The organism is Moraxella sp. K23, from assembly GCF_041154765.1.
Lineage (GTDB): Bacteria > Pseudomonadota > Gammaproteobacteria > Pseudomonadales > Moraxellaceae > Faucicola > Faucicola tetraodonis.
In genome coordinates this window covers 408,011-431,454 of record NZ_AP031595.1, presented here as the reverse complement: position 1 = coordinate 431,454, position 23,444 = coordinate 408,011, and the positions used below count along the sequence as shown (strand labels likewise).

General features: G+C 43.6%; 18 protein-coding genes. 7 read left to right on the top strand and 11 right to left on the bottom strand.

Annotated elements, in window-relative coordinates; all coding sequences use genetic code 11:
* Window positions 1–48 precede the first annotated feature (48 nt).
* The 5 genes from rpsJ to ACAM37_RS01800 form a co-directional block, all read right to left on the bottom strand.
* Window positions 49–360, bottom strand: a complete 312-nt coding sequence (rpsJ, locus tag ACAM37_RS01820; protein ID WP_007115544.1) for a 30S ribosomal protein S10 — start codon at window positions 358–360, stop codon at window positions 49–51.
* Window positions 361–694: 334 nt separating this feature from the next.
* A complete protein-coding gene (locus ACAM37_RS01815; protein ID WP_138018550.1) occupies window positions 695–2,260 on the bottom strand; it encodes an Rne/Rng family ribonuclease in 1,566 nt (521 codons plus the stop codon).
* Between the two features lie 70 nt (window positions 2,261–2,330).
* Window positions 2,331–2,984, bottom strand: a complete 654-nt coding sequence (locus tag ACAM37_RS01810; RefSeq protein ID WP_313097764.1) for an HAD family hydrolase — start codon at window positions 2,982–2,984, stop codon at window positions 2,331–2,333.
* On the bottom strand, window positions 2,981–3,391 hold the full coding sequence (locus ACAM37_RS01805) for an Imm7 family immunity protein (protein WP_157797666.1): 411 nt from the start codon (window positions 3,389–3,391) through the stop codon (window positions 2,981–2,983). The genes ACAM37_RS01810 and ACAM37_RS01805 overlap by 4 nt, the downstream gene beginning before the upstream one ends.
* Window positions 3,384–4,481, bottom strand: coding sequence for an RluA family pseudouridine synthase (locus ACAM37_RS01800; protein ID WP_369626406.1), 1,098 nt, complete (start codon window positions 4,479–4,481; stop codon window positions 3,384–3,386). The genes ACAM37_RS01805 and ACAM37_RS01800 overlap by 8 nt, the downstream gene beginning before the upstream one ends.
* 661 nt (window positions 4,482–5,142) lie before the next feature.
* Between ACAM37_RS01800 and ACAM37_RS01795 the strand changes: the two genes are divergently transcribed.
* Both ACAM37_RS01795 and ACAM37_RS01790 read left to right on the top strand, forming a co-directional pair.
* Window positions 5,143–5,316: a hypothetical protein gene (locus ACAM37_RS01795; protein ID WP_369626405.1), complete on the top strand. Its 174-nt coding sequence runs from the start codon at window positions 5,143–5,145 to the stop codon at window positions 5,314–5,316.
* 10 nt (window positions 5,317–5,326) lie between these two features.
* Window positions 5,327–9,133: an Rne/Rng family ribonuclease gene (locus ACAM37_RS01790; RefSeq protein WP_369626404.1), complete on the top strand. Its 3,807-nt coding sequence runs from the start codon at window positions 5,327–5,329 to the stop codon at window positions 9,131–9,133.
* Between the two features lie 106 nt (window positions 9,134–9,239).
* Here the strand turns inward: ACAM37_RS01790 and ACAM37_RS01785 are convergent, their stop codons facing one another.
* Window positions 9,240–10,157: a DUF808 domain-containing protein gene (locus tag ACAM37_RS01785; protein WP_369626403.1), complete on the bottom strand. Its 918-nt coding sequence runs from the start codon at window positions 10,155–10,157 to the stop codon at window positions 9,240–9,242.
* A gap of 418 nt (window positions 10,158–10,575) precedes the next feature.
* Between ACAM37_RS01785 and ACAM37_RS01780 the strand changes: the two genes are divergently transcribed.
* From ACAM37_RS01780 to ACAM37_RS01770, 3 genes are all read left to right on the top strand, one after another.
* A complete protein-coding gene (locus tag ACAM37_RS01780; RefSeq protein WP_007115537.1) occupies window positions 10,576–11,418 on the top strand; it encodes a DsbC family protein in 843 nt (280 codons plus the stop codon).
* Window positions 11,419–11,594: 176 nt separating this feature from the next.
* Complete coding sequence (locus ACAM37_RS01775) at window positions 11,595–12,932, top strand: homoserine dehydrogenase (RefSeq protein ID WP_369626402.1); 1,338 nt, start codon at window positions 11,595–11,597, stop codon at window positions 12,930–12,932.
* Window positions 12,933–13,146: 214 nt separating this feature from the next.
* A complete protein-coding gene (locus ACAM37_RS01770) occupies window positions 13,147–14,325 on the top strand; it encodes a thiolase family protein (protein ID WP_312522427.1) in 1,179 nt (392 codons plus the stop codon).
* Between the two features lie 86 nt (window positions 14,326–14,411).
* Here ACAM37_RS01770 and ACAM37_RS01765 read toward each other — a convergent pair whose 3' ends face one another.
* Complete coding sequence (locus ACAM37_RS01765; RefSeq protein ID WP_138018543.1) at window positions 14,412–15,053, bottom strand: DUF1294 domain-containing protein; 642 nt, start codon at window positions 15,051–15,053, stop codon at window positions 14,412–14,414.
* Between the two features lie 496 nt (window positions 15,054–15,549).
* Here ACAM37_RS01765 and ACAM37_RS01760 point away from each other — a divergent pair, with 496 nt between their 5' ends.
* Complete coding sequence (locus tag ACAM37_RS01760; RefSeq protein ID WP_138018542.1) at window positions 15,550–16,383, top strand: DUF2382 domain-containing protein; 834 nt, start codon at window positions 15,550–15,552, stop codon at window positions 16,381–16,383.
* A gap of 172 nt (window positions 16,384–16,555) precedes the next feature.
* The gene (locus ACAM37_RS01755; RefSeq protein ID WP_175405680.1) at window positions 16,556–17,119 is read left to right on the top strand and encodes a DUF2382 domain-containing protein; all 564 of its coding nucleotides are present in this window, start codon (window positions 16,556–16,558) and stop codon (window positions 17,117–17,119) included.
* Between the two features lie 147 nt (window positions 17,120–17,266).
* Here ACAM37_RS01755 and ACAM37_RS01750 read toward each other — a convergent pair whose 3' ends face one another.
* The 4 genes from ACAM37_RS01750 to fadB form a co-directional block, all read right to left on the bottom strand.
* A complete protein-coding gene (locus ACAM37_RS01750; protein WP_007115530.1) occupies window positions 17,267–18,184 on the bottom strand; it encodes a LysR family transcriptional regulator in 918 nt (305 codons plus the stop codon).
* A gap of 137 nt (window positions 18,185–18,321) precedes the next feature.
* The gene (gene paeA / locus ACAM37_RS01745) at window positions 18,322–19,644 is read right to left on the bottom strand and encodes a polyamine export protein PaeA (RefSeq protein ID WP_099808456.1); all 1,323 of its coding nucleotides are present in this window, start codon (window positions 19,642–19,644) and stop codon (window positions 18,322–18,324) included.
* A gap of 167 nt (window positions 19,645–19,811) precedes the next feature.
* A complete protein-coding gene (fadA, locus tag ACAM37_RS01740) occupies window positions 19,812–20,984 on the bottom strand; it encodes an acetyl-CoA C-acyltransferase FadA (RefSeq protein ID WP_007115528.1) in 1,173 nt (390 codons plus the stop codon).
* A 30-nt stretch (window positions 20,985–21,014) separates the two neighbouring features.
* Complete coding sequence (gene fadB, locus ACAM37_RS01735; RefSeq protein WP_369626401.1) at window positions 21,015–23,171, bottom strand: fatty acid oxidation complex subunit alpha FadB; 2,157 nt, start codon at window positions 23,169–23,171, stop codon at window positions 21,015–21,017.
* Window positions 23,172–23,444 lie beyond the last annotated feature (273 nt).

The window sequence follows — 23,444 nt, the reverse complement described above, 5'->3', positions numbered from 1 at the left end:
AACCTCTTAATTTTTACTGTTATTCAATATAGGTGTTACCCTAAGGGGTTAGCCTAATGCGATTTGTACATCAACACCCGCCGCCAAATCTAACTTCATCAGTGCATCGACTGTTTTGTCAGTAGGCTGAACGATATCTACCATACGTTTGAATGTGCGGATTTCGTATTGGTCACGGGCATCTTTGTTCACGTGTGGTGAGGTTAAGATGTTAAAGCGTTCAATGCGAGTTGGTAGCGGTACTGGACCACGAACTTGTGCACCTGTGCGTTTTGCGGTATCAACAATCTCTTGAGCTGATTGGTCAATCAGACGATGGTCAAAAGATTTAAGTCTGATACGGATTTTCTGGTTAGCCATGCCAGTAAGCTCCTAATATAAAGTTTGATATGGGTTAATTTGCGTTGGGTGTTAAGCTGTTATTGAGTAAACACCTAACTTGCATTTTTTACCTGTTTTTGACAGGCACTTTTTGAAAGTAAAAAAATTTCAGTCCCACTCAAACCATTAACTTGCAATACATAGATAGCATTATTAATAGTCGGTGAAACTGTCTTCTTTAATTTCGTGTCGCAAACAATGGAGCGACTGTATTAAAGGGCTTATTCTTTTATGAATTGACGAATCATCTTCGTCGCCCTGCAATAAGTTAAGTGGGCTGTATTATACCGATTTTTTGGGTAAAAGCAATAGGCTAATCTAGCAAAATATCATATTGTTCTTGGTTAAAACGGTTATCACTCTCCAAGTTAATCGGGCGACCCAGCAAATATTCCATTTCTGCCACCGTATCCGCCTCAATGGTTTCAAGCAAATCAATCACCCCACTATTTGCGACGACAGTAAATTTCTTAGGGGCATTATAGGTTCTAGCGCAGCGCATCAATTCGCGGAAAATCTCCAAACACACGGTTTCGGCACTTTTAACAAAGCCTTTACCGCCACAGGTTGGACACGGCTCACAAAGCTGTTGTTGTAGGCTCTCACGCGTGCGCTTGCGAGTCATCTCTATCAGCCCAAGCGCTGAGACTTCGCTGATGTTGGTTTTGGCATAATCGCGCTTTAATTGTTCTTGCAGGCTTGCTAGCACTTCATCGCGGTGTTGTTGCTCTTGCATATCGATAAAGTCAAGAATGATAATCCCGCCCAAATTACGCAGTCGCAGCTGACGGGCGATGGCGTGGGTGGCCTCTAAATTGGTTTTATACACCGTATCTTCAAGAGAACGCCCTCCGACAAAAGAGCCTGTATTGACATCAATGGTGGTCATGGCTTCGGTTTGGTCGATAATAAGATAACCGCCTGATTTGAGATTAACACGGCGATTGAGCGCGTCTTTTAAATCCTCTTCAACGCGGTGAACATCAAATAACGCCTGCTCGCCTTCATACAATTGAATACGTGGATAAATGAGTGGGACAAATTCTTTGGCAAAATGACGAATAGCATCAAACACTCTAGCGTTATCGACCGTCACCCTTTCAGTCTGCTCACCAATCAAATCTCGAATCGCGCGCAAAGGTAGTGATAAATCTTGATAAATCAGCTCAAAACGGCGATGGGTCGGCGTTTGTTCACGGCGGGCTTGTACCATACGCCAAAGCTGTAGTAGATAATAAATATCTTCTTCTAGCTTGGATTGCGGGATATTTTCGGCAGCGGTACGGGCAATCAATCCGCCTTGTAGATTGACTTGGTGCATCAGCTCGCCAAGCTGTGTTTTTAACCGCTCTCGCTCATCGCCATCAATCCGCTGAGAGATACCGATATGTTCACCATACGGCAAGTACACCAAATAACGCGAAGGCAATGACACATCCGTCGTCAGTCGTGCGCCTTTACTGCCTAATTGGTCTTTAATCACTTGCACCAAGATACGCTGTCCTTCATACAAGCGGTTTTCTATCAACTCGTTAGGCGGTGGCTGATAGGTGGTTGTGGTCATCGCAAGCGTGGTGGTGTCAGGGTCTAAGGTGTTGTCAATTGCGGGGTTTTGCGGTTTGGGCGGTTCAATGGCTGAAAGCTTAGGACGCAGGGTCTGCATATCATTGACGTGCAAAAATGCGGTGCGTGATTGCCCAATGTCGATAAACGCCGCCTGCATGCCTGGCAATACGCGCACCACTGTGCCAAGGTAGATATTGCCTACTGAGCCAAGTTTGCTATGGCGTTCGATAAAGATTTCGTTGAGTATCCCATCTTCGAGCACCGCGACTCGGCTCTCAGATGGGCTAATGTTGATGAGTAGTTCTTCGGTCATTATTAACAGCTTTTTAAAATTTTTAGTTGCCGTTATTCTACTCGAAGTTAGTTATCTGCACAAAGCTAAACTAAATTAGCTGTTGTTTTAGTTCATTGATTGTGGTCACAAGCTTAGTTGGATGTTCTTTTGCCAAAACATCGGCTTTTTCACAGCCATAACTTACAGCAATGCTATCCATCTGTATTGCATTTGCCATACGGATGTCATGAATACTATCACCGACCAATATCGCATCTTCCACCGTTTTACCCGTTTCGCTCAAAATTGCTTGCAGCATGAGCGGATTGGGCTTACCTGCGGTTTCGTCAGCGGTTTTGGTGAGCGTAAAAAACGCTTGAATGCCAGAATTGGGTAGCACGCGCTGCAGCCCTTTTCGTTTTTTCCCTGTGGCAATCGCTAGTGTTTTGCCTTGTGCGTGTAAATCTTGAATCAATTCTTTAATACCATCAAACAGTTTGTCGTTGTCGCAATGCTTGACATAATATTCTGAGTAAGTCGCTAAAAGTTCATCATATTTATCGCTGTCATTGGGAAATAGCATGGGAAACGCATCGACTAACGCAATGCCGATAATAGATTTTGTCGCTTCATCAGTGACGGTTAAACCGTGCTTTTCAGCAGCATAGCGCATGGCATCGACGATTAAGCCCACCGAATCCATCAACGTGCCATCCCAATCGAAAATGATTAGCGATTTGTCTTTGAAATTATTTGTTGTCATTTTCTATCTTCAATTTCATTAAAATAGGGAGATAATAATTTGTCTTGCTGACATTCAAACTTACCTTTTTTTAAACTATACACTTGAAATTGATTGTCGAATCCTGCTTTATCTTCATCGTCAAAATAATGAAGCAACCCATATGAGCCAACAGCATTTTTAGCAAGCCACTGATAAATTTCTAAAACGTCAAAAAATTCTTGCGATTTATGATTATGAAACCCAAAAATCATAAATTGATAGTTGCCATTTAGAATACCCGTTTTAATCTGTGGATTTTCTAAATTTTTAAAGGTCATATCTATTTTAGAAAGAAATTCTTGCCAAATTTTACCCATCATCTCTTCAGATTCGTTGGCTTCATTAAAACCTTCTCGGACACACACCCAACCATAATATTCAATCATTTTCATTACCAATTAAACTTTGCATATCCTCTGGCAATTCGGCTGTAATTGTTTCATATTCTGGAATAGCAAGCTGATAAGCATGCAAGCACAAACGGCGCACGCTTTTATCGCCTTTAGCTACATTCGGATTATATTTATCATCACCCAATAATGGATGCCCGATACTCGCCAAATGCACCCGAATTTGGTGGGTACGCCCTGTCAGCGGTTTGGCTTCAATTAAGCTGACTTTTTGACCATTTAACTCAAATTTTTGCAACACTTTAATTTGGGTTTGGCTTGGCTTACTGTCTTCGGATTTTACATCTACTTTGACACGGCGTTCACCGCTTTTGCCTTCTTGTGTGGCAGGCAACGTGTATTTTAGTAGCGGTTTATCAATGGTTTGTGTTTCGCTACTTATCCAACCTACCACCAAACACAGATAGGTTTTTTGCAAGGTTTTTTCTCGCAAATGCTCTTGTAAAGTTTTAAGGGTTGAGCGTTTTTTGGCAATCATCAGTAAGCCAGAGGTATCTTTGTCAATGCGGTGTACCAACTCAAGGTATTTTTTACCCGTTACTTCTCGCATGGCTTCAATCACGCCAAAACTCTCGCCACTGCCGCCATGCACCGCCATACCCGATGGTTTATTGAGCACGATTAAACCCTCATCTTCATATACAATGCGCTCAAGCAAGCTCTGGGCAAAGTCAGGGCTTATCACGGGTTTTTCACGCGTGGCAAGCTTGATGGGTGCAATGCGCACCACGTCATTACGCTGCAGTTTATCGTGGGGTTTACAGCGTTTGCCATTGACACGGATTTCGTCGGAACGAATCATGTTATAGACGTGTGAGCGCGGCAGTCCTTTAAGACGACCCAACAAAAAATTATCAACACGTTGGTCATGCTGCTGGCGCGTGACGGTCAAGTAATTGACTTTAGCAAAATCTAAAATATCGTCATCTGCAGACTGCGGTTGTTTACTAGGCGGTTGTTTACTAGGCGTGCGTTTTGGGGTTTGATGAGCCGATTGCTGCGATGGGGTGTCGCGTTTTTTGCTAGGATGGGCAGGACGTTTGGGAGACTGCGAGTGCTCTGTCATATTTTGATAGCCGTTTACATAAAAATTTGCTATAGTTTAGCAGTTTAGTGCCTGTGCCGCTATGAATTCGCGCCATCAATTCGACTTAAACCCTGTTAAGCTTCATTTCAAAGTAGTGTATGCGGGATAATTAAACTGTCGCTTTTGGTGTCGCCCATACAGCCGAAATTTATTCATGGCAGTATGACTCACGATAGGGCGCACTAAACTGCCAATATTTATAGATTTTAAGACTGATTTTAATCAATATCAGCACACGACATACGAGTAACGAAGATAATTGTCATTTGAAAACATGTTCAAATAGTTTGTAAAGATTAGTGATATATAGAGATAACAGATAAATGGTGGGTTTTGTGCCTTACAACCACAAAACTGCTGGTAACGATTAGCGTATTATGCGCCTAGGTAAATGAACTCAGTAGTTGCGATTTTGAGATAAACGTTTACGGTTTTGGATGATTTACCATTTTAAATTGCCCACGCCTTTGTAAAACCTAACTTATCAGGCTTGCCATTTAAAGCGAAAACTAACGCTAACACTTTTTGACCAATAGGGAAAAAGGGTTCATTCATTTGTCCTAAAACGCACATTGTTTTGGGCAACAACCCCCAATCCAGCATGATGGCTGTATTTACCTAACAGGCTTACAACCTCGCTATGGCAATAATCCAACTTCATCATGCAATTTTTGGTGAACAACAAACCTTGTTATCAAGCGTTGTCAAGCCACTTGCGCTTGCTATCAGCGAGTCTAGTCAAAACTGTTTGACGTTGTTTCATCAAATGTTTGATAGCAACATTTATCTACGCTCGTATGTTTTGTGTGTTTAGGAGAAAACACATGAAGCGCATCCTCATCAATGCTACCCACGCTGAAGAAATCCGTGTTGCCCTGTGCAATGGCAATCATTTGTATGATTTCGATTTAGAAAACCGTACCCGCGAGCAAAAAAAAGCCAATATTTATAAAGGTCATGTGACCCGTGTCGAGCCATCGCTTGAAGCGGTATTTGTGGAATACGGTTCACAACGTCAAGGTTTTTTACCGATTCGTGAAATCGCCCCAGAGTATCTAGCAGGCGACCCTCGCTCTACCACTAACATCAAACAACTGATTAAAGAAGGCGATGAACTCATCGTTCAGGTGGAAAAAGAAGAACGTGGTAACAAAGGCGCTGCGTTATCTACTTTGATTTCATTGGCGGGTCGTTATTTGGTATTGATGCCCAACAATGCGCGTGGCGGCGGTATCTCTCGCCAAATCTCTGGTAAGTTGCGCGATGAGATGAAGCAAGCGTTAAGTGATCTAAGACTACCCAAAGGCATGAGCGTTATCATCCGTACCGCAGGGATTGGTAAAACCACGGATGAATTACAACAAGACCTTGACCATTTATTAAACATTTGGAAAGGCATACAACAACAAAGCCAAAAATTTCCCTCACCTCGCCTGTTGCACCAAGAAGCTGGCGTAGTCACCCGTGCCGTACGCGACTACTTGCGTGATGATATCACGGAAATTTGGGTCGACAATGAATACGCCTATAATGAAGCGGCGAATTTTATTGAAGCGGTGATGCCGCAGCAAGCGAATAAACTGCGCAAATACACTGACTATGAGCCGATGTTTGCCCGTTTTGGGATTGAAAAACAAATCGAAACCGCCTACCAACGTGAAGTACGTTTGCCAAGCGGCGGTTCGATTGTGATTGACCAAACTGAAGCCCTGGTATCGATTGATATTAACTCATCAAAAGCCACCAAAGGCGCGGATGTCTCAGAAACGGCGTTTAATACCAATTTGGAAGCGGCAGATGAAATCGCCCGTCAATTACGCTTGCGTGATATGGGTGGTTTGATTGTTATTGACTTTATTGACATGGCAACCGATGACCACCAAAAACAAGTGGAAAATCGTCTCAAAGAAGCCACCAAAAACGACCGTGCGCGTATCCAATTCGCTGAAATTTCACGTTTTGGACTACTTGAAATGAGTCGTCAACGCTTGCGTCCGTCACTTGAAGAAGCAACAGGTTACCTCTGCCCGCGTTGTCACGGTACCGGTATGATTCGTGACTTGCGTTCACTTGCTTTGTCAATCATGCGTCAAATCGAACAACGTGCACTACAAGAGCGTCATGGCGAAATACAGGCCGAAGTGCCAACCGATATCGCCGCATTTTTACTCAACGAAAAACGTGAAACGCTGGTGTGTCTTGAGCAAGAAAGTGGCACGCGCATTACTATCTTGCCGCATGCGCATCTTGAATCCCCCGAGTTTAATATCACTTATAACAGTGATGGGTTTGCGCCATCGAGCTATGAGCGTGTCGCCGAAAGCCAACAACAAGAATATAAAGACCGTGGCTACGATACTAGCAACTGGCACACCGATGACAATGAAGTCAGCCGTGTAGCACCGACAGGTAATCATAATGCCTGGAGCAGTGCTAGCAACGCCGCTAATACCACGCCTAACCCTGCAACACCATCCAATAAACCTCAGCAAACTACCAACAATACGACTGCCCCCAAAGCTGCCGCACCACAGCCCGCGCAGCCGGCTGCCACTGTGCCTGCAACCTCTGCAGTCGCTTGGCTATCGAACTTGTTTGCTCCTACCCAGCAAGCCCAAGTCACTCCACATTTTAGTGGTCAAGATGCCGCTTCGGCGATTGAAAGTCTCGTCAATACCGGCGCGCAAAGCTTGGGTGTGCAAGGTCAAATCAATCACGCCGCATTGACGGCAAGCATCCCTGTAGTGAGCACAAACACCAGCGAAACTAGTGCCAATCCCTATCAAGAAGCGTCTCAACAACCTTCAGCCACGGCTGAATCAAGCGATAAAGATGCCGAGCGCCGTAAACGTGGCAACCGCAAACCAAAGGCTAAAAAACCAAACCGTTATCAATCTGAAACGAGTGAGGCGGAAGTTTCATCACAGGACACTGACAGCAATAAAGACAAGTCAAACGATGCGTCAAAAACTGCCAAAACGAGTGAGCTGCCAAAACGCGAGCCGAATAGTCGCCGTGACAGCCGCGGGGTCAAAGAACGTCGTGCTACACTAGCGAATGAGGATAGTAACGCGGTTGTAGTCAATGATGTGACAGCGACTGATACCGCTGTTGCCCCTGTCGATGGTAGAAAAAACAACCAATCCAGAGCAGACAAACCGAAAGGCACCAAACAACGTGACCCCAACAGTGTGCAAGTTCAAGTATTTAAAACTGAACAACAGCAGCCTATAGCTGCGGTTGAAACAACGCATCTCTCGCTAGATGCCAGCAAAAGGGAAATTGCAAAACCTGAGGTGCAGCCACTAGCATCGGCTACGATGCCCGAACCCACAACACCCGAACAGGCAATTCAGACGCCAGTTAACCCTAGCAGCGTTACAGTGTCCAATGACGAGGTAGCAGAGCTTTCTACAGCATCCACACCATCTGCGCCATCCGCTGAGCAAGCCCCTGCCCAGCTGGCAGTGACACCGAGCCAAGGTCGTGCCAAAAATGACCCACGCGAAGTGTATAAGGCTTATCAAGCGCAATTTAGCCCAGTTGCCTCTGTGGTGAGCACTTCGGTGACAAAAATTTCAGGTACGGTCAGTCAGTTTATTAACCAGTACCTAGATAATGCCGCCGAAAAAATGGCAACCGACAGCGTGGTTAGCTGCTTTATCCAAGCCATCGACGCTTTTAATCATCAAGCTGCTACCACCACTACCCCAGCAAAAGATAATGTCGTAGTGGCTGAACAACAGCGTTTTGGGCAGTATTTTAGAAATTATGGTTATGCCAGTTTATCCGCGCAAAACTTGGATGATTATCATACGGCCATTTTGCCCGCCAGTCAGTTCCAATGCCAAGCAGGCAAAACTGACGCTGCGCTGCCAATAGTGACTAAACGCGCCATCAATGATCCACGCGGCGCCATAATTGATACCGCTGTCGCTCAAGCGCCGACTGACTCAAACCCGTCAGTTGCTGAGCCTACCCCCAATCAAACTGACAGTGTCACCGGTCAAGTAGAAGCAGCCTCAACTCAATCAGCCTCACCCAGCCAAAACCACCTGTCATATCAAGCAGGTAGCGTAGGCGCATGGATTGTGGCGCGCTTGGGCGATAAAGGTCATGCGTTGATTGAGCAAGGTAAATTGGTCGAAGCTTACTTGCAAGCACACAATGCGCCAGTCGCTAACCGACCAACCGAGCCAGTCTCTGCAACAACAATAGCAGATGACGCTACAGCCAATCAGGACGTTGACTTAGTGCCAACAGCTGATGAATCCGCAGTAGCCTTTAATACTGACAGCGAAGGTGTTGAAGCAACGGACGTAGAAGATAGCGCAGAAGCAGCGGCGCAAAAACGTAAAACCACACCGGTAAGTTATAAGAACATGATTGAAAGTGTGGCAGAGCAAATGAAACCGGCAACCGTTGGTATGCTGACCTTGGCAACCCCAAAAGCACCCAAAACCCGGACGCGTAAAGCTAAGGCGAGCGAAAAACCAGCAGCCAAACCCAAAACGCGTACCAGTAAAAAGGTGGAAAATGCCGTGGTTGTCACTAAAAAATCCACCACCACTCCCCAAACTGACGTAGCGCCCTCTCACGATGAGTCGGTAACGCCGCAGCACAATCAGTAAGTCAATCGTGTTTGCATGTATGTATAGCAGTAAAAAAAGCAGTTCAACATAAACTGCTTTTTTATTTTAGCTACAAATTTTAGATACAATGAATGAGTGGGCTTGTCTAATGGGCAGGCTTATTACGAATTTTTGAGATGACTGTCATGATCGCAACTACCACCAAACCTGCTACCAAACCAACCAGTGCATTTAATAAGTTAGTGGTTAAGCCTGAAAACGCCCCTGACAAGTCACCTAAATGTTCAATCCCATGATATAACGCACCAACGCCGTGTGCCAAAATACCACCACCGACCAAGAACATCGCCAAAGTACCGGCGATTGATAGCACTTTCATCAAAATAGGCGCAAAGGCTAATAAGGCTTTACCTATACTTTGTGCCGCTGATGACGATTTTTGCTGCAAGTGCAGCCCCAAATCATCTATCTTGACAATCATGGCAACAAAGCCATACACACCCACTGTCATGATGAGTGAAATTGCTACCAGTGTTGCCGCTTTATTCAGTAAAGGCACCGTTGCCGCGATGGTGCCGAGTGTAATCACAATGATTTCAGCGGATAAAATAAAATCTGTCCGCACTGCCCCTTTGATTTTTTCTTTTTCATGCGCCACCAAATCCACACTTTCATCGGCATTGGCTGCTAACCGCTCGGCTTGCTCGGGATCATTGCTCGCGGGGTGTGGCCAAAATTTGTGCACCACTTTTTCTGCCCCTTCATAACACAGATATAAACCACCAATCATCAATAATCCTGTTACCAAGGTTTGTGAAATTGCACTGATAATCAAAGCCAGCGGCACTAAAATCACTTTATTGACTAAAGAGCCTTTGGCGACACTCCACACCACAGGCAACTCGCGATCGGCTCGTACCCCTGATACTTGATTGGCGTTGAGTGCCAAATCATCGCCCAACACGCCCGCCGTTTTTTTGGCAGCGACTTTTGTCATCACCGATACATCATCTAGGATGACACTAATATCGTCGAGTAAGGTTAATAAACTAGCAATTGCCATGATAAATTCCTAAAAAATAGTAAAAGATGAAAAAATAATAATAGTTATTAAACTGGCTGACGATTTATTAGTTTACAAATTTGTCATTCAAACACAATGTTTAAATTGTATTGCAACTTATCAAAAGTTATTTGCTTAAACGCTGAATTTTTTTAAAAAACCTAGTTAAGCAAACTTTGTTAAACAACCTTTTAATCCATTAATAGAACTTGGCTTTGAGCCGGTTGCTTTTAGCGCACCAAAAGATTGAAACAAGCGGAAAGATTGAGACGAGCAGAAAGATTGGAACGGGCAAAAATGTGAGCCCCGACCTAGTAGACCTGATAGATTATTAACAATAAGTTGACAGGGGTAGCGCTCATACGCCATAACAATATGGTAAAATAAAAACCTATATTAACGTTCTGTGGGTTTTCTCATGCTCATTCGTTTTGCAACTTATCGTTCTAAAACCTCATTAGCTACCCGTTTAATTACCAGTGTCATCACCGTGGCTGGCATTGTTGGTTTGGCAGGTTGTGATAATGCCCAATCGCGCACACCCGTCAATTCTGAAAGTCAGAAACACGAAGCGAGTAGCAGCTCAGCCACCGTGACAAAAAATGAATCACAGCTACAGCAAATGCTGGCGGCAAATTTAGCCGAATCAGGTATCACCGCCAAAATCACCTCGGTGACAGCGACGAGTATGCCAAACATCTATTGGGTCAAAGCCGAAGGTTTACCGGCATTTTTCACCGATGCGACAGGTCAATATGTGGTACAAGGGGATATCATCAAAGTCGGTGGTGCCAAACCTGAGCACATCTCAGCGAACTTGCAAGCGCAAGATGCGAAAGCCAGCCTTGCCACCATTGATAAAAAAGACATGATTATCTTCCCTGCCAAGGGGCAGACGAAAGCGGCAATATATGTGTTTACCGATGCAGATTGTGGTTATTGCCGTAAATTCCACAGTGAAATTGATGAAGTAAATGCACTGGGTATCGAAGTACGTTATCTACCTTGGCCACGTAGTGAACAGACCATGCCAATCATGGAAAAAATCTGGTGTAGCAGTGACCGCAAAAAAGCCTTAACCGATGCCAAATTGGGCCTGCCTATCAATGCACCGACTTGCAGTAACCCCGTACGTAAAATTTATGAATTAGGCGCAAATTTGGGTATCAATGGCACCCCAGCCGTGTTTGACACAGAAGGTCATCAACTTGGCGGTTATGTGCCACCTGCTGAATTGGCACAGGCGCTCAACCTCAAATAAGTTCATCACCCCTGATGGGATAAAAACCAGCTAGTGCTCATTAGCTGGTTTTTTTATTTTAATTTTTTTGGGCAATTAGATTTTATACCTTACCAATCACAAGTTAGCATGGTATATTTAGCTAGCCAATTTTTAAACTTTTATTTTTATATTTTTGACATTTGAGAATTTTTTTTATGAATAATCGACCTATTCAATTAGCGATTTTAGGGCTTGGTACTGTGGGTACTGGGGTGGTTGAACTGCTACAAAACAACCTTGATGAAATGATGCGTCGCACAGGACGTGAGATTAAAATTACCCACGTAGGGACGCGTCGCAACCGTACCGATATTCCAACAGACATCAAACAATCTGCCGATTTGCTTGCTATCATTCAGCAAGATGATGTGGATATTGTGGTGGAATTGATGGGCGGTACGACCACAGCTAAAGAGGTGATTTTAGCGGCAATCGAGCATGGCAAACATATTGTGACTGCCAACAAAGCATTATTGGCAGAACATGGCAATGAGATTTTTGCCAAGGCAGATGCCAACGGCGTCAAAGTGGCGTATGAAGCCGCGGTTGCCGGCGGTATTCCGATTATCAAAATCTTGCGTGAAGGCTTAGCTGCCAACAAAATCGATTGGCTCGCGGGCATCATCAATGGTACAGGCAACTTTATCATGACTGAAATGCGCGATAAAAAGCGCGACTTTGCAGATGTCCTCGCTGAAGCCCAAGCCCTGGGTTATGCCGAAGCCGATCCGACATTTGATGTCGAAGGGATTGATGCTGCGCATAAATTAACGCTACTTGCGTCAATTGCGTTTGGTATCCCGCTACAATTTGACAAAGTTTACTGTGAAGGCATTACCAAAATCACCCAGCAAGATGTACGTTATGCCAACGAGCTTGGCTACCGTATCAAGCATTTAGGGTTTGCCAAACGTCGTATTTTAGACAGTGGTGAAGAAGGTATTGAATTACGTGTACACCCGACTTTGATTCCAAAACAGGTGTTACTTGCCAATGTGAATGGGGTAAAAAATGCCATCATGGTTGACGCAGAGCCTGTCGGACAAACCTTGTATTACGGTTCGGGTGCCGGCGCAGGCGCGACCGCATCCGCTGTGATGGCAGATGTGGTGGACATGGTACGCGCCCTTGCTGAGACCAATGATTCAACCGCCAATTTGGTGCCGCATCTGGCGTTCCAGCCTGAGACACTCAATAACACACGCATCTTATCAAGCGATGAAATGATCACAGGCTACTATCTGCGCCTACAGGTCAAAGATGATTTAGGTGTACTAGCAGAAGTCACCCGCATTTTAAGTGAGTCTAAAATTAGTATTGATGCAATTTTGCAACAGCCAGCACATGATGATACTAGCACTGATTTGCCTGTCATTATTATGGTTGACCCCGTTGTTGAGCGCAATATGAATGAAGCGATTGCAAAAATTGAAGCGTTAGATACCGTGACAGATAAGGTGGTGCGCATTCGGTTGGATGAGTTAATGCAGTAAAATTTAGGTAGACTTGACTGAGATATTTTACAGTATTTTCAGTAGTTTAATTTGTATTTTAACTATGATAATATGAAATGTATCGCATTAGCAAAACTTAAAACATCTATTGTGATTGGCATGGTTGCCGTTTACAACCCTGTTTATAGACCCTAGTGATTTAGGTCGTAGTTTGCTTGTGACAACAGAAACCCTAACTCAAAGGAAATTTAATATGGAAAATTCAGTCGTAATCGTGGATGGCGTTCGCACCCCAATGGGTGGATTCCAAGGTGATTTGAACGAAGTATCAATGCCAGAGCTTGGTGCAACCGTGATTAAAGAAGCCGTTAACCGTGCCGGCGTAAAACCAGAAGAGATTGACGAGGTTATCATGGGGTGTATCTTAACCGCAGGTGCAGGTCAAAGCCCAGCGCGTCAAGCGATGCGTAAAGCAGGTATCCCAGATGCCACAGGCGCAGTCAATGTCAACAAACTTTGTGGTTCTGGTATGAAAGCTATCATGCTTGGTGCCAACTCAATTCGTAGTGGTGAGTTTGATATCGTGGTAGCAGGTGGTATGGAATCAATGACCAACGCCCCTTATGTACTACCAAAGGCACGTGGTGGTTATCGCATGGGAGATGGCGAGATCAAAGATACCATGTTCTTAGATGGTCTTAAAGATGCTGATACCGGCAAGTTAATGGGTGCATTTGCGCAAGAAATGGCAGATAAACGGGGCATCACACGTGAGGCGATGGATGCATTTGCTATCGAATCGCTAAAACGCGCCAATACTGCCATCAATGAAGGTCACTTCAAAAACGAAATCGTTCCAGTTACCGTGAAAACTCGTAAAGGCGATGTGGTCATTGACACGGATGAACAACCTGGTAAAGCCAATGTAGACAAAATCCCAACCTTAAAACCCGCGTTCTCAAAAGATGGTACAGTCACTGCCGCTAACTCAAGCTCAATCTCTGATGGGGCAGCCGCCGTTGTATTGATGTCAGAAGACAAAGCCAAAGAAAAAGGTTTAAAACCAGTCGCACGTATCGTTGCCCAAGCCACTCACTCACAACACCCAAGCGAATTTACCATCGCGCCCATCGAGTGTGTGAAAAAAGTTTTAGCAAAAGCTGGCTGGAGCAAAGAAGACGTTGATCTTTGGGAAATCAATGAAGCATTCGCTATGGTAACCATGCTTGCTATGCAAGAAAATGACCTTGACCATGCTAAGGTTAATATCGAAGGCGGTGCTTGTGCATTAGGTCATCCCGTGGGGGCATCAGGTGCGCGTATTGTAGTCACACTCATCAACTCACTCAAACGCACAGGCGGCAAAAAAGGCATTGCCAGCCTATGTATCGGTGGCGGTGAAGCCGTTGCATTAGCGATTGAATTAATCTAATTGTCTCATGCTAAAAAAAATCCCTAATCTATATTAGGGATTTTTTTACTCAACGATCGATCTATAACAATCAATCTATCAAGCAATCATCTGATTTTTAGGTTGATATAACTTATGATTGCCAAAGCTAAAAGATTACCCATCACTGTCAAGTAAAAAGCCCTACGAAATTCTGGTTTGGTTGATTTATGGCGCAATAACCAATGGGCAAACGCCGCCCCTACCCAACCCCCAGCAAAAGCTAATTTATGGAGTGACGCTTCTTGCACGCGCCAATCTCCATTTTGTGCAGCTTTTTTATCATGCGCGTATAGCAGATAGGTCGCCAAACTTATCGCAAAATACCAACCAATAATCCATAAGGGTAAGTGCTTAACCAGCACAACAGCGGTCAGTAACACAAAAAACAGCACCCCAATAGCCACCCACGTGAGTAATGTTTGATTTTTAAGGTCATTTTGAGCTTGACGAACTTGGCGGGCATGTTGCTGGGCAATTTTTTGTCTGACAAACGTCTGTTGCTGCACGTTGATAGCACAGGGTTTGCCATCTCTGCCTTGCCCTATTTCAAAAACTACCGCTTCATTAAGCACAGGACGTTGGTTTGCTCGGTATTCACTGATATGAAAAAAGATGGCTGAGTTTTGTAAATTGTTATCCGTCCGCTCAATAAATCCAAAGCCTTTGTCATCTTGCCAGCGGGTTATTTTGCCCTGATATTTTGTCATCGAAAATCACCTAATATATATGTTGATAACTCATTATTTTTTATTACTTATCTTTTATAACGCCTTATTGGGTGGGCAATGGTGTTTCGCGCTAAGTGCTCTACCCGACTTTTTTCTATGTTTTTAATTTATTGCTAAAAGCCAATTTTTTTTACGCTTGGTTGCAAAAGTTACTTAAGACAACTGCCAATTACACCCTCTAAACAAAAATTTATCAAATCCTACTACTTAATGGGAGCTTTTTTCAGTAATCTTGTTTGCAAGTCGAACGATTAAGCGTATGACATTTTTCATCGTTTTTATCATCGGCGATTTCAACAATCAAGCATCTGTTTCAACAACCAAGTAGCTGTGAAACAGCTAATTTGTTGAATTTTAAAAATTTTATTATAACAATTTTCATTTAACTATAAAAAACTATCTTATATTTATTTAGTTTTTAACTTAACTACCTTAATAAAAAATAAACAATAAGATATCTAAAGGAGATTTTTCCATGGCAAGTTTAATACGTTTACGCGATATCCAAGATACCCACGTTGACCTTTTAGGTAACGATTATTTTGATCCAACTGGTAAAACCGCTTATGGCGCCAATGGCGACAAAGTGGGTAGTATTCAAGGTGCTTTAGTTGATGAGAGCACAGGCCGTATTCGCTATTTCATTGTTGATGTAGGTGGCTGGTTTAGCTCGAAAGAAGTTTTAGTACCAGCGGGTCTAGCTCGTATTCAAGACGACAATGTATACTTTGATTCGCTCAGCCGAGATACTGTTGAAACAATGGATAGCTACGATCCTGACTACAATTACAGTATTGAAGAACAAACGGTTCGTGACCGTCACGTATTTGACCGTGCTGCCACACCTGTTAAGCTTACTGATAACGATTACCAATCACCTAATACATTACAGTTACTTGAAGAACGCATTTCAGTCAATAAAGACAAAATCGTAGCGGGTTTACTAAAAGTTGGTAAACATGTTGTGTCTGAGCCACGCACTGTCAACGTTGAATTAACTGAAGAACAAGCGCATATCCAGCGTACACCAGTTAATAAACCTACTGATCGCAGCATTGGTGATAATGACAATGCTACTATTGAGGTTGAACTTGAAGCAGAACGTGCAAATGTTAACAAACAAACTTATGTCACTGAAGAAGTTAACGTAGATAAAGTGGCACAAACTCGCACTGAGACCTTTAATGAAACCGTTCGCCGTGAAGAGTTAGATGTACAAAAAGATGGCGTTGAGCGTGTAACGGGTGTTGATACCGTCGATGGTAATGTATCACCTGCAATTGATCCAAATGCGCCCCGTAAACTTTAATAATTAATATCATTAGATAATTGATTACTATAGATTTTAACTTCTGCCAACGGTGTTGCCATTGGCTTGAAAAAGGCAGATGATTTCATCTGCCTTTTTTGTGGTTGTTATATATTATTACAGGATTTTGGAACAATAACTTTGCAATGGAAAACACTTTATGAAAAACCCGATGACAAATACTACCGAACTAGACACTAATGATACCCATACTCATGATAACATTGTCAAAACCGTCGATCTTCGTGAAGATACCACTAACACCTTAGAGCTATTAGCTGAACGCCCCCAAGTGCAAATTGAGCGATTTATCAAAGACAATATTAAATTATCAAAAAAAATTATTAGCCAAACAGTTAACGTTCCTGTGACACTCAATCAAGAAGTCTTAGTGATTGAACATGTGTTTACGCAGCCTAGTGCCTCTCATGATAATTTAGTTAGTGTGGTTACTAATAACGTCAATGTGCCACAGTTGATGGTGAATGGGCAAGCGATTACTTTAGGCGATACCCCGATTGAGATTCCTCTACTTCAACAAACAGCGAAAGTGAATATTGAAACCATTGTGGCGGAAAAAGTACAGTTAATGACCCAAAACGTCAGTCATGAAACGCAAATTCCTGTGACATTGCGTCATGAAGAATTGGTGACTGAAAAAGTTGAATATGATGAGCCTACGGTATTAGCGACAACGCATATCGCCCCTGAAGAGGTTAACCTAGTTTCAAAGTAATCCCATTCTACTTTGGGTGAGCTCGCTTTGGCTTCTGTTGGTGTGTCTTTTGTTGGCGTGTGTTGGTATGTAATTTGGCTGTGGCATACATCAACATAAGTGTTGTAATGTCACACCCAGCATTTTTAATTGATTAGGTTTAATCAATTAGGCTCGATGATGGGCGGGTAATGTTGATTTATGGCTAATCTCTGGCAGTAAATCCAAAAACCCTTGGATATAAGCCACCTCTTTACTTGTGGTACGGGTCGCCGCATAAAGCTGGCAAAACACGCCTTCCCCCAATGCCCTTGATATGACCCAGCCTTTTTTTTCGTATTCATTGACCACCCAATTCGGTAACGAGGCAACCCCACGTTCGCTCGCAACCAGCTGAATTAACATCGCGGTCAATTCTGTGGTTCTTAGTTTCTTGGGCGCAAGTCCTGCAGGGGCAAAAAAATGCGCGATGATATCAAGGCGTTTGGCCTCCACAGGATAGACGATGAGCGTTTCATCAATCAAATCTTCTGGCAAAATCGGCGATTTTTTATCGACTAATGGGTGCGTTGGTGACAACACCAAGCGACTTTCATATTGGAATAACGGCAGATAGCTGATTCCCTCCAAGGGTAAGCGACTGGCTGTGATAAGCACATCAATTTCTTCATCGAGTAGCATTTGGTGAGGCTCAGGTTCAAAGCCTGAGCTAAAGTCCAGCTCAACATCTTGCCATTCCCTGCGATAACGATTAAGGATAGGCATCAACCAATCAAAACAACTATGACATTCCGAGGCCAAACGCAATTGTCCCGTTTGACCACGACCCAGTCTTTTAAGGTTGGCGGTGGTACGATTAAATTGCGGTAGCACACTGTCCGCAAGTTTGAGTACTTCTTTGCCCGCCGGGGTAAAGCTTAGTGGTCTTGAGCGGCGATTGACGAGGCTAACACCATAATAATTTTCGATTTCTTTGAGCTGATGGGAGACTGCTGATGCCGTGACATACAAGTCCTCAGCCGCGGCAGCAAGCGAGCCTTGCTCACGTAGTGCGGTCAATAATTGAAGGTGGCGGATTTCAAGCATAAAATAATTTTACCATTTGCCAAGCCCAAAAGAAAAAAGTTCACGATTTGGTGAAACCATGAACTACTTTAACAAGAAACGTGAAAAAAGTTAATCAGTTTCAATGTCAAAGCGGCAGTATTACCCAGTCACCTTGACTAACTATCACTGATAATTTGGTTTTCTTCATCTTTGATATAACGGGTAACGAGTAATTGGTCAATTTTATGATGATCAATATCGACTACTTCAAATTTATAACCTTGATATTCAACAAAATCCGCAGGACGAGGAATTTTGCGCAGTTTATACATCATAAAACCCGCTAAAGTTTCATAATTATCCCAATCAGGAAAATCTTCGATACCGAGCGCATGTTTGACATTTTCAATCGGTGTAGTACCTTCAATCAGCCATGAGAATTCATCACGCTGGATAATCTGCTGCTCATCTTCAATCGGTGCGACCCAATCCCCCATCACTGTCATCATGATATCAGAGAGCGTAATGACACCGACAATGAGCGCATACTCGTTCATTACCACAGCAAATTTTTCTTTACTAGAGCGAAAACGGTCTAGCAGCTCGGATAAGGTTAATGTATCGGGGATGATTAATACATTACGAATCGTAGTTTCATTGAGCAAAATTTGCGACTGGTTACTAAGAAGTTTTACCAAAATATCTTTGGTATCGACATAGCCAATCACTTCATCAATATGGTCTTTACATACCAAAAATTTTGAATACGGGTAATTGGCGATTTTTTGGCGGATACTTTGCTCAGACTCGCCAAGGGTGAAATACACCACATCCTCACGGGTGGTCATGCTAGAGGGCACATTACGTTCTTCAAGCTCAAAAACGTTTTCGATAAAGTGATGTTCTTGCTTGAGCAGCACCCCCGCTTGTGCACCTGCATCCACCACGGCAGAAACATCATCAAAGGTGATATTTTCTTCTCTTACCATGTTGATTTTAAAAATTCTAAAAATCAGATTTGCCAGCCCGTTGATAATCCATGCCAGCGGCTTAAATACTTTGATTGACAACAAGACAGGCTCAATCACCGCTAACGCCACGCGTTCTGGGTTAATCATGCCAATGCGTTTGGGAATCAAATCAGCAAACAAAATAAACAACAAAGTGACTAGCAAAAATGACATTATAAAACCGATATTATCAAGCATTTTGCCTTGATAAAATGGCGAAATAAGGTCAATAAAGTAGGGACGAAGCGCAGACTCACCGACAATACCGCCCAAAATTGCCACGGCATTTAGCCCTATTTGTGAGGTAGCAAAAAATTCGGCAGAATTTTCTTGTAAATGTAAAATTTTATTGGCGCGATTGTCACCCGATTCTGCCAACAACTTTAGCTTGATGCGTCTAGCACCTGCCAAGGCAATTTCGGAAATGGAGAAAAAACTGGAAATCAACACTAATATACAAATAATTAGTAGATTTTGGAATAAACTCACAATACACCTATATTTATCTATTTTTATCTAGACAACATAACAGATTTGGTAAAAAATTTCTTAGACTTTATAGTAAAGCAATATTAGTAAAAAAACATGGCTGAAGAAAACTGGCCGCGTAAAAAAACCCTTGATTGAAATCAAGGGTTTTTGTTACAACAAACTGTTTATACACGTTCAATAATGGTGGCAATCCCTTGACCCAGACCAATACACATGGTGGCAAGACCGAGTTGGGTGTCTTGTTGTTCCATCACATTTAGAAGTGTGGTGGTGATACGTGCACCCGAACAGCCTAGAGGGTGACCTAACGCGATAGCGCCACCATTTAGGTTAACGATGTCTAGTTTGTCTTGTAGGTTTAAGCCCTTAAGAACCGATAAGCCTTGTGCGGCAAATGCTTCGTTTAGCTCGATGGTTTGCATATCGTCGATGCTCATGCCAGCGCGTTTTAAGGCTTTTTTGGTGGCAGGCACTGGCCCATAACCCATGATAGCGGCATCACAGCCTGCAACTGCCATACCGCGAATACGGGCACGCGGTGTTAGTCCTAAATCTTTGGCTTTTTGTGCAGACATGATAAGCATCGCAGATGCACCATCAGATAAGGCTGATGAGGTGGCAGCTGTTACGGTACCGCCTTTAGGATCAAATACGGGGCGTAATGCCGCAAATGATTGCATATTGGCATCAGGACGAATCACCTCATCGATGGTGCAAAGTTGTAGGTTACCGTTTTCGTCATGACCTTCAATGCCGATGATTTCGTTCTTGAAACGACCTTGCTGTGTCGCTTCCCAGGCACGGCGATGTGATTCTACACCAAACGCATCTTGTTCTTGACGGCTGATGTTATTCATACGTCCGAGCATTTCAGCGGTTAAACCCATCATGTTAGAGGCTTTTGCATAATATTTTGAAGCCTCTGGGTTGATGTCAATACCGTGCATCATGCCCACGTGACCCATATGCTCAACACCGCCGATAATGAACACATCACCTTGACCGGTCATGATTTGTGCCGCTGCGGTGTGAAGCGCTTGCATGGATGAACCACATAGACGGTTGACCGTTTGACCTGCCGTAGTACGTGGTAATTCAGCCAATAAACCAATGTTACGACCAATATTCATACCTTGCTCTAGGGTTTGGTTGACACAGCCCCAGATAACATCTTCTACAAGTTTGGTATCAAACGGGTTACGCGCTACCAAGGCTTTAACAAGCTCGGCAGACATGCTGTCAGCGCGTACATTGCGAAACATACCATTTTTTGATTTGCCCATTGCGGTACGAACGCCATCGACAATCACGACATCTTTTGGACTTAATGTAGTCATTCTATTCTCCTTAAAATTTATAATCGTCGATTACGCTTGTGGGTAAAAAGTTTTACCATTTGCCGCCATATCACGAATCATTTGTGGCGCTTCATAGGCTTTACCTAGGCTTGCGTATTTGTCGCAAAGGGCTAGGTAATTTTGTAGGCCGATTTGGTCGATGTAACGACATGGGCCACCACGGAATGGCGGGAAACCAATACCCATAATCATCGCCATATCTGCCTCTGCAGGTGTCGCCACGATGTTGTCTTCTAAGCAGCGGACCGTTTCATTACATAGTGCAATCATCAAACGATCGATAATTTCTTGGTCTTCAAACTGTTTTGGTGCATCGATAAATGGTTTTAATAATTCAACGGTTTGTGGATCGGCAGTTTTAACTGGCTTGCCTTTTTTATCCGTTTCGTATTTGTAGAAACCAACGCCATTTTTTTGACCTAAGCGATTGGCTTCAAACAATATCTGACCGCTCACTTTGTAGTCGGGTTTCATACGGTCTGGGAAGCCTTCCGCCATGACTTCTGCCCCATGAACTCCTGTGTCAATACCCACAACGTCCATCAAGTAAGCAGGACCCATTGGCCAACCAAATTTTTCCATGACTTTGTCGATTTGAACAAAGTCAGCGCCTTGTTTAATCAATAAGTCAAACGCACCGAAGTAAGGGAATAATACGCGGTTTACTAAGAAACCTGGGCAATCATTTACCACCACGGGCACTTTACCCATTTTTTCTGCTAACGCTACCGTAGTCGCTACCGCTTCTTCGCTTGATTTTTCACCACGAATTACTTCAACTAGCGGCATACGATGGACTGGGTTAAAGAAGTGCATGCCGACGAAGTTTTCTGGGCGCTCTAGTACCGAAGCTAAATAGGTGATAGAGATAGTCGAGGTGTTAGATGCTAGGATACAGTTGTGTTTAACTAGCCCTTCAACTTCTTTTAATACCGCGTGTTTAACTTTTGGATTTTCAACAACCGCTTCAATCACGATGTCAGTCTCACCAAAATCACCGTAGTTGAGCGTAGGACGGATACGGCTTAAGGTTTCGCCCATTTGTGCTGGGGTTACTTTACCGCGTGCCATACCGCTTGATAGGTGTTTGCTGGCCTCGCGCATACCTAAGTCAAGTTGCTCTGCCTTGATGTCTTTCATGATGATTGGCAAGCCTTTTGAGGCGGCTTGGTAAGCGATACCACCACCCATGATACCTGCGCCCAATACAGCAGCTTCTTTAATATCATGCGCTTTGGCGCTGTGCGTTTTAGCAAGTTTACGAACTGCTTGGTCGTTTAAGAATAGACCGACTAGGCTTTCTGCTTGTGGGGTTTTTGCTGCTTTTGCAAAACCTGCAGATTCAATTTCTAACGCTTTGTCACGTGGTAGGTTCACGTGTCTTTCGATGGACTCTAAGGCAATTTTTGGTGCTGGGTACTGGGCTGGATTGGCTTTTGAGAACAGTACACCTTTGGCTGAGTTAAACGCCATGGTTTGTTCTAGGGCGTTTAATTTGACTGGATTGATTTTTTCGTCATGGCGTGCTTTCCAATCTAGATCGCCTGCGATACATTTTTTGACTAAATCAATCGCTGAAGCCTCTAACTGGTCAGCGGCAACAACCGCATCCACCATACCGACTTTCAATGCAGCGGCTGGTTTTTGTGCTTCGCCAGTTGCGATGATTTCAAGCGCGTTATCGATACCGATGATACGTGGCAAGCGCACTGAACCACCAAAGCCTGGGAAGATGCCCAATTTAACTTCGGGTAAACCGATGCTCGCTTTGTCACTCATGACACGGTAGTCACACACCAACGTCATCTCTGTACCGCCGCCCATGGATGCGCCATTGATTGCCGCAACTTTTGGGAAAGGCAGGTCTTCAAAACGGTTGAATGTTTTGTTGATGTCAAGTACCCACGAAGCAATCTCGCCTTCTGGTTTTTTGAAGTTACCAACAAATTCAGTGATGTCTGCACCAGCTATGAAAACTTTTTTTCCTGAAGTAACGATTAGACCTTTAACGTCTGAAGATTGTTCTAATGCCGTGACTGCTTCGCCAAATTCTTTGATGGTGGCTTGGTCAAATTTATTAACGCTCTCAGTTTGATTATCGTAGTTTAATTTAGCAATACCGTCTTCGAGTAGCGATACCGAGATGCTATTTCCTTGATAAATCATTGCTAACTCCTTGAGTTATGTTGAAATCAACGGGGAAAACCGAAAAATGATGTTTTGCACGATGTCTTTATATGATGTCTTTAAAAGATGCTTGTGAAAAGATGCTTATTAAAATTTTTACATACCGCAGACAAAACAAAATCTTGACTAGTTTACTATGTTTGCGATAAGTTGAGAATAACGCAAATGACTGTTTAGTCATTGGCTAGCAACGGGGCCGCTGCTGCGGGTTTTGTTGCCAAACTTACTATCTTACCAGTTGGCAAAAGTCAG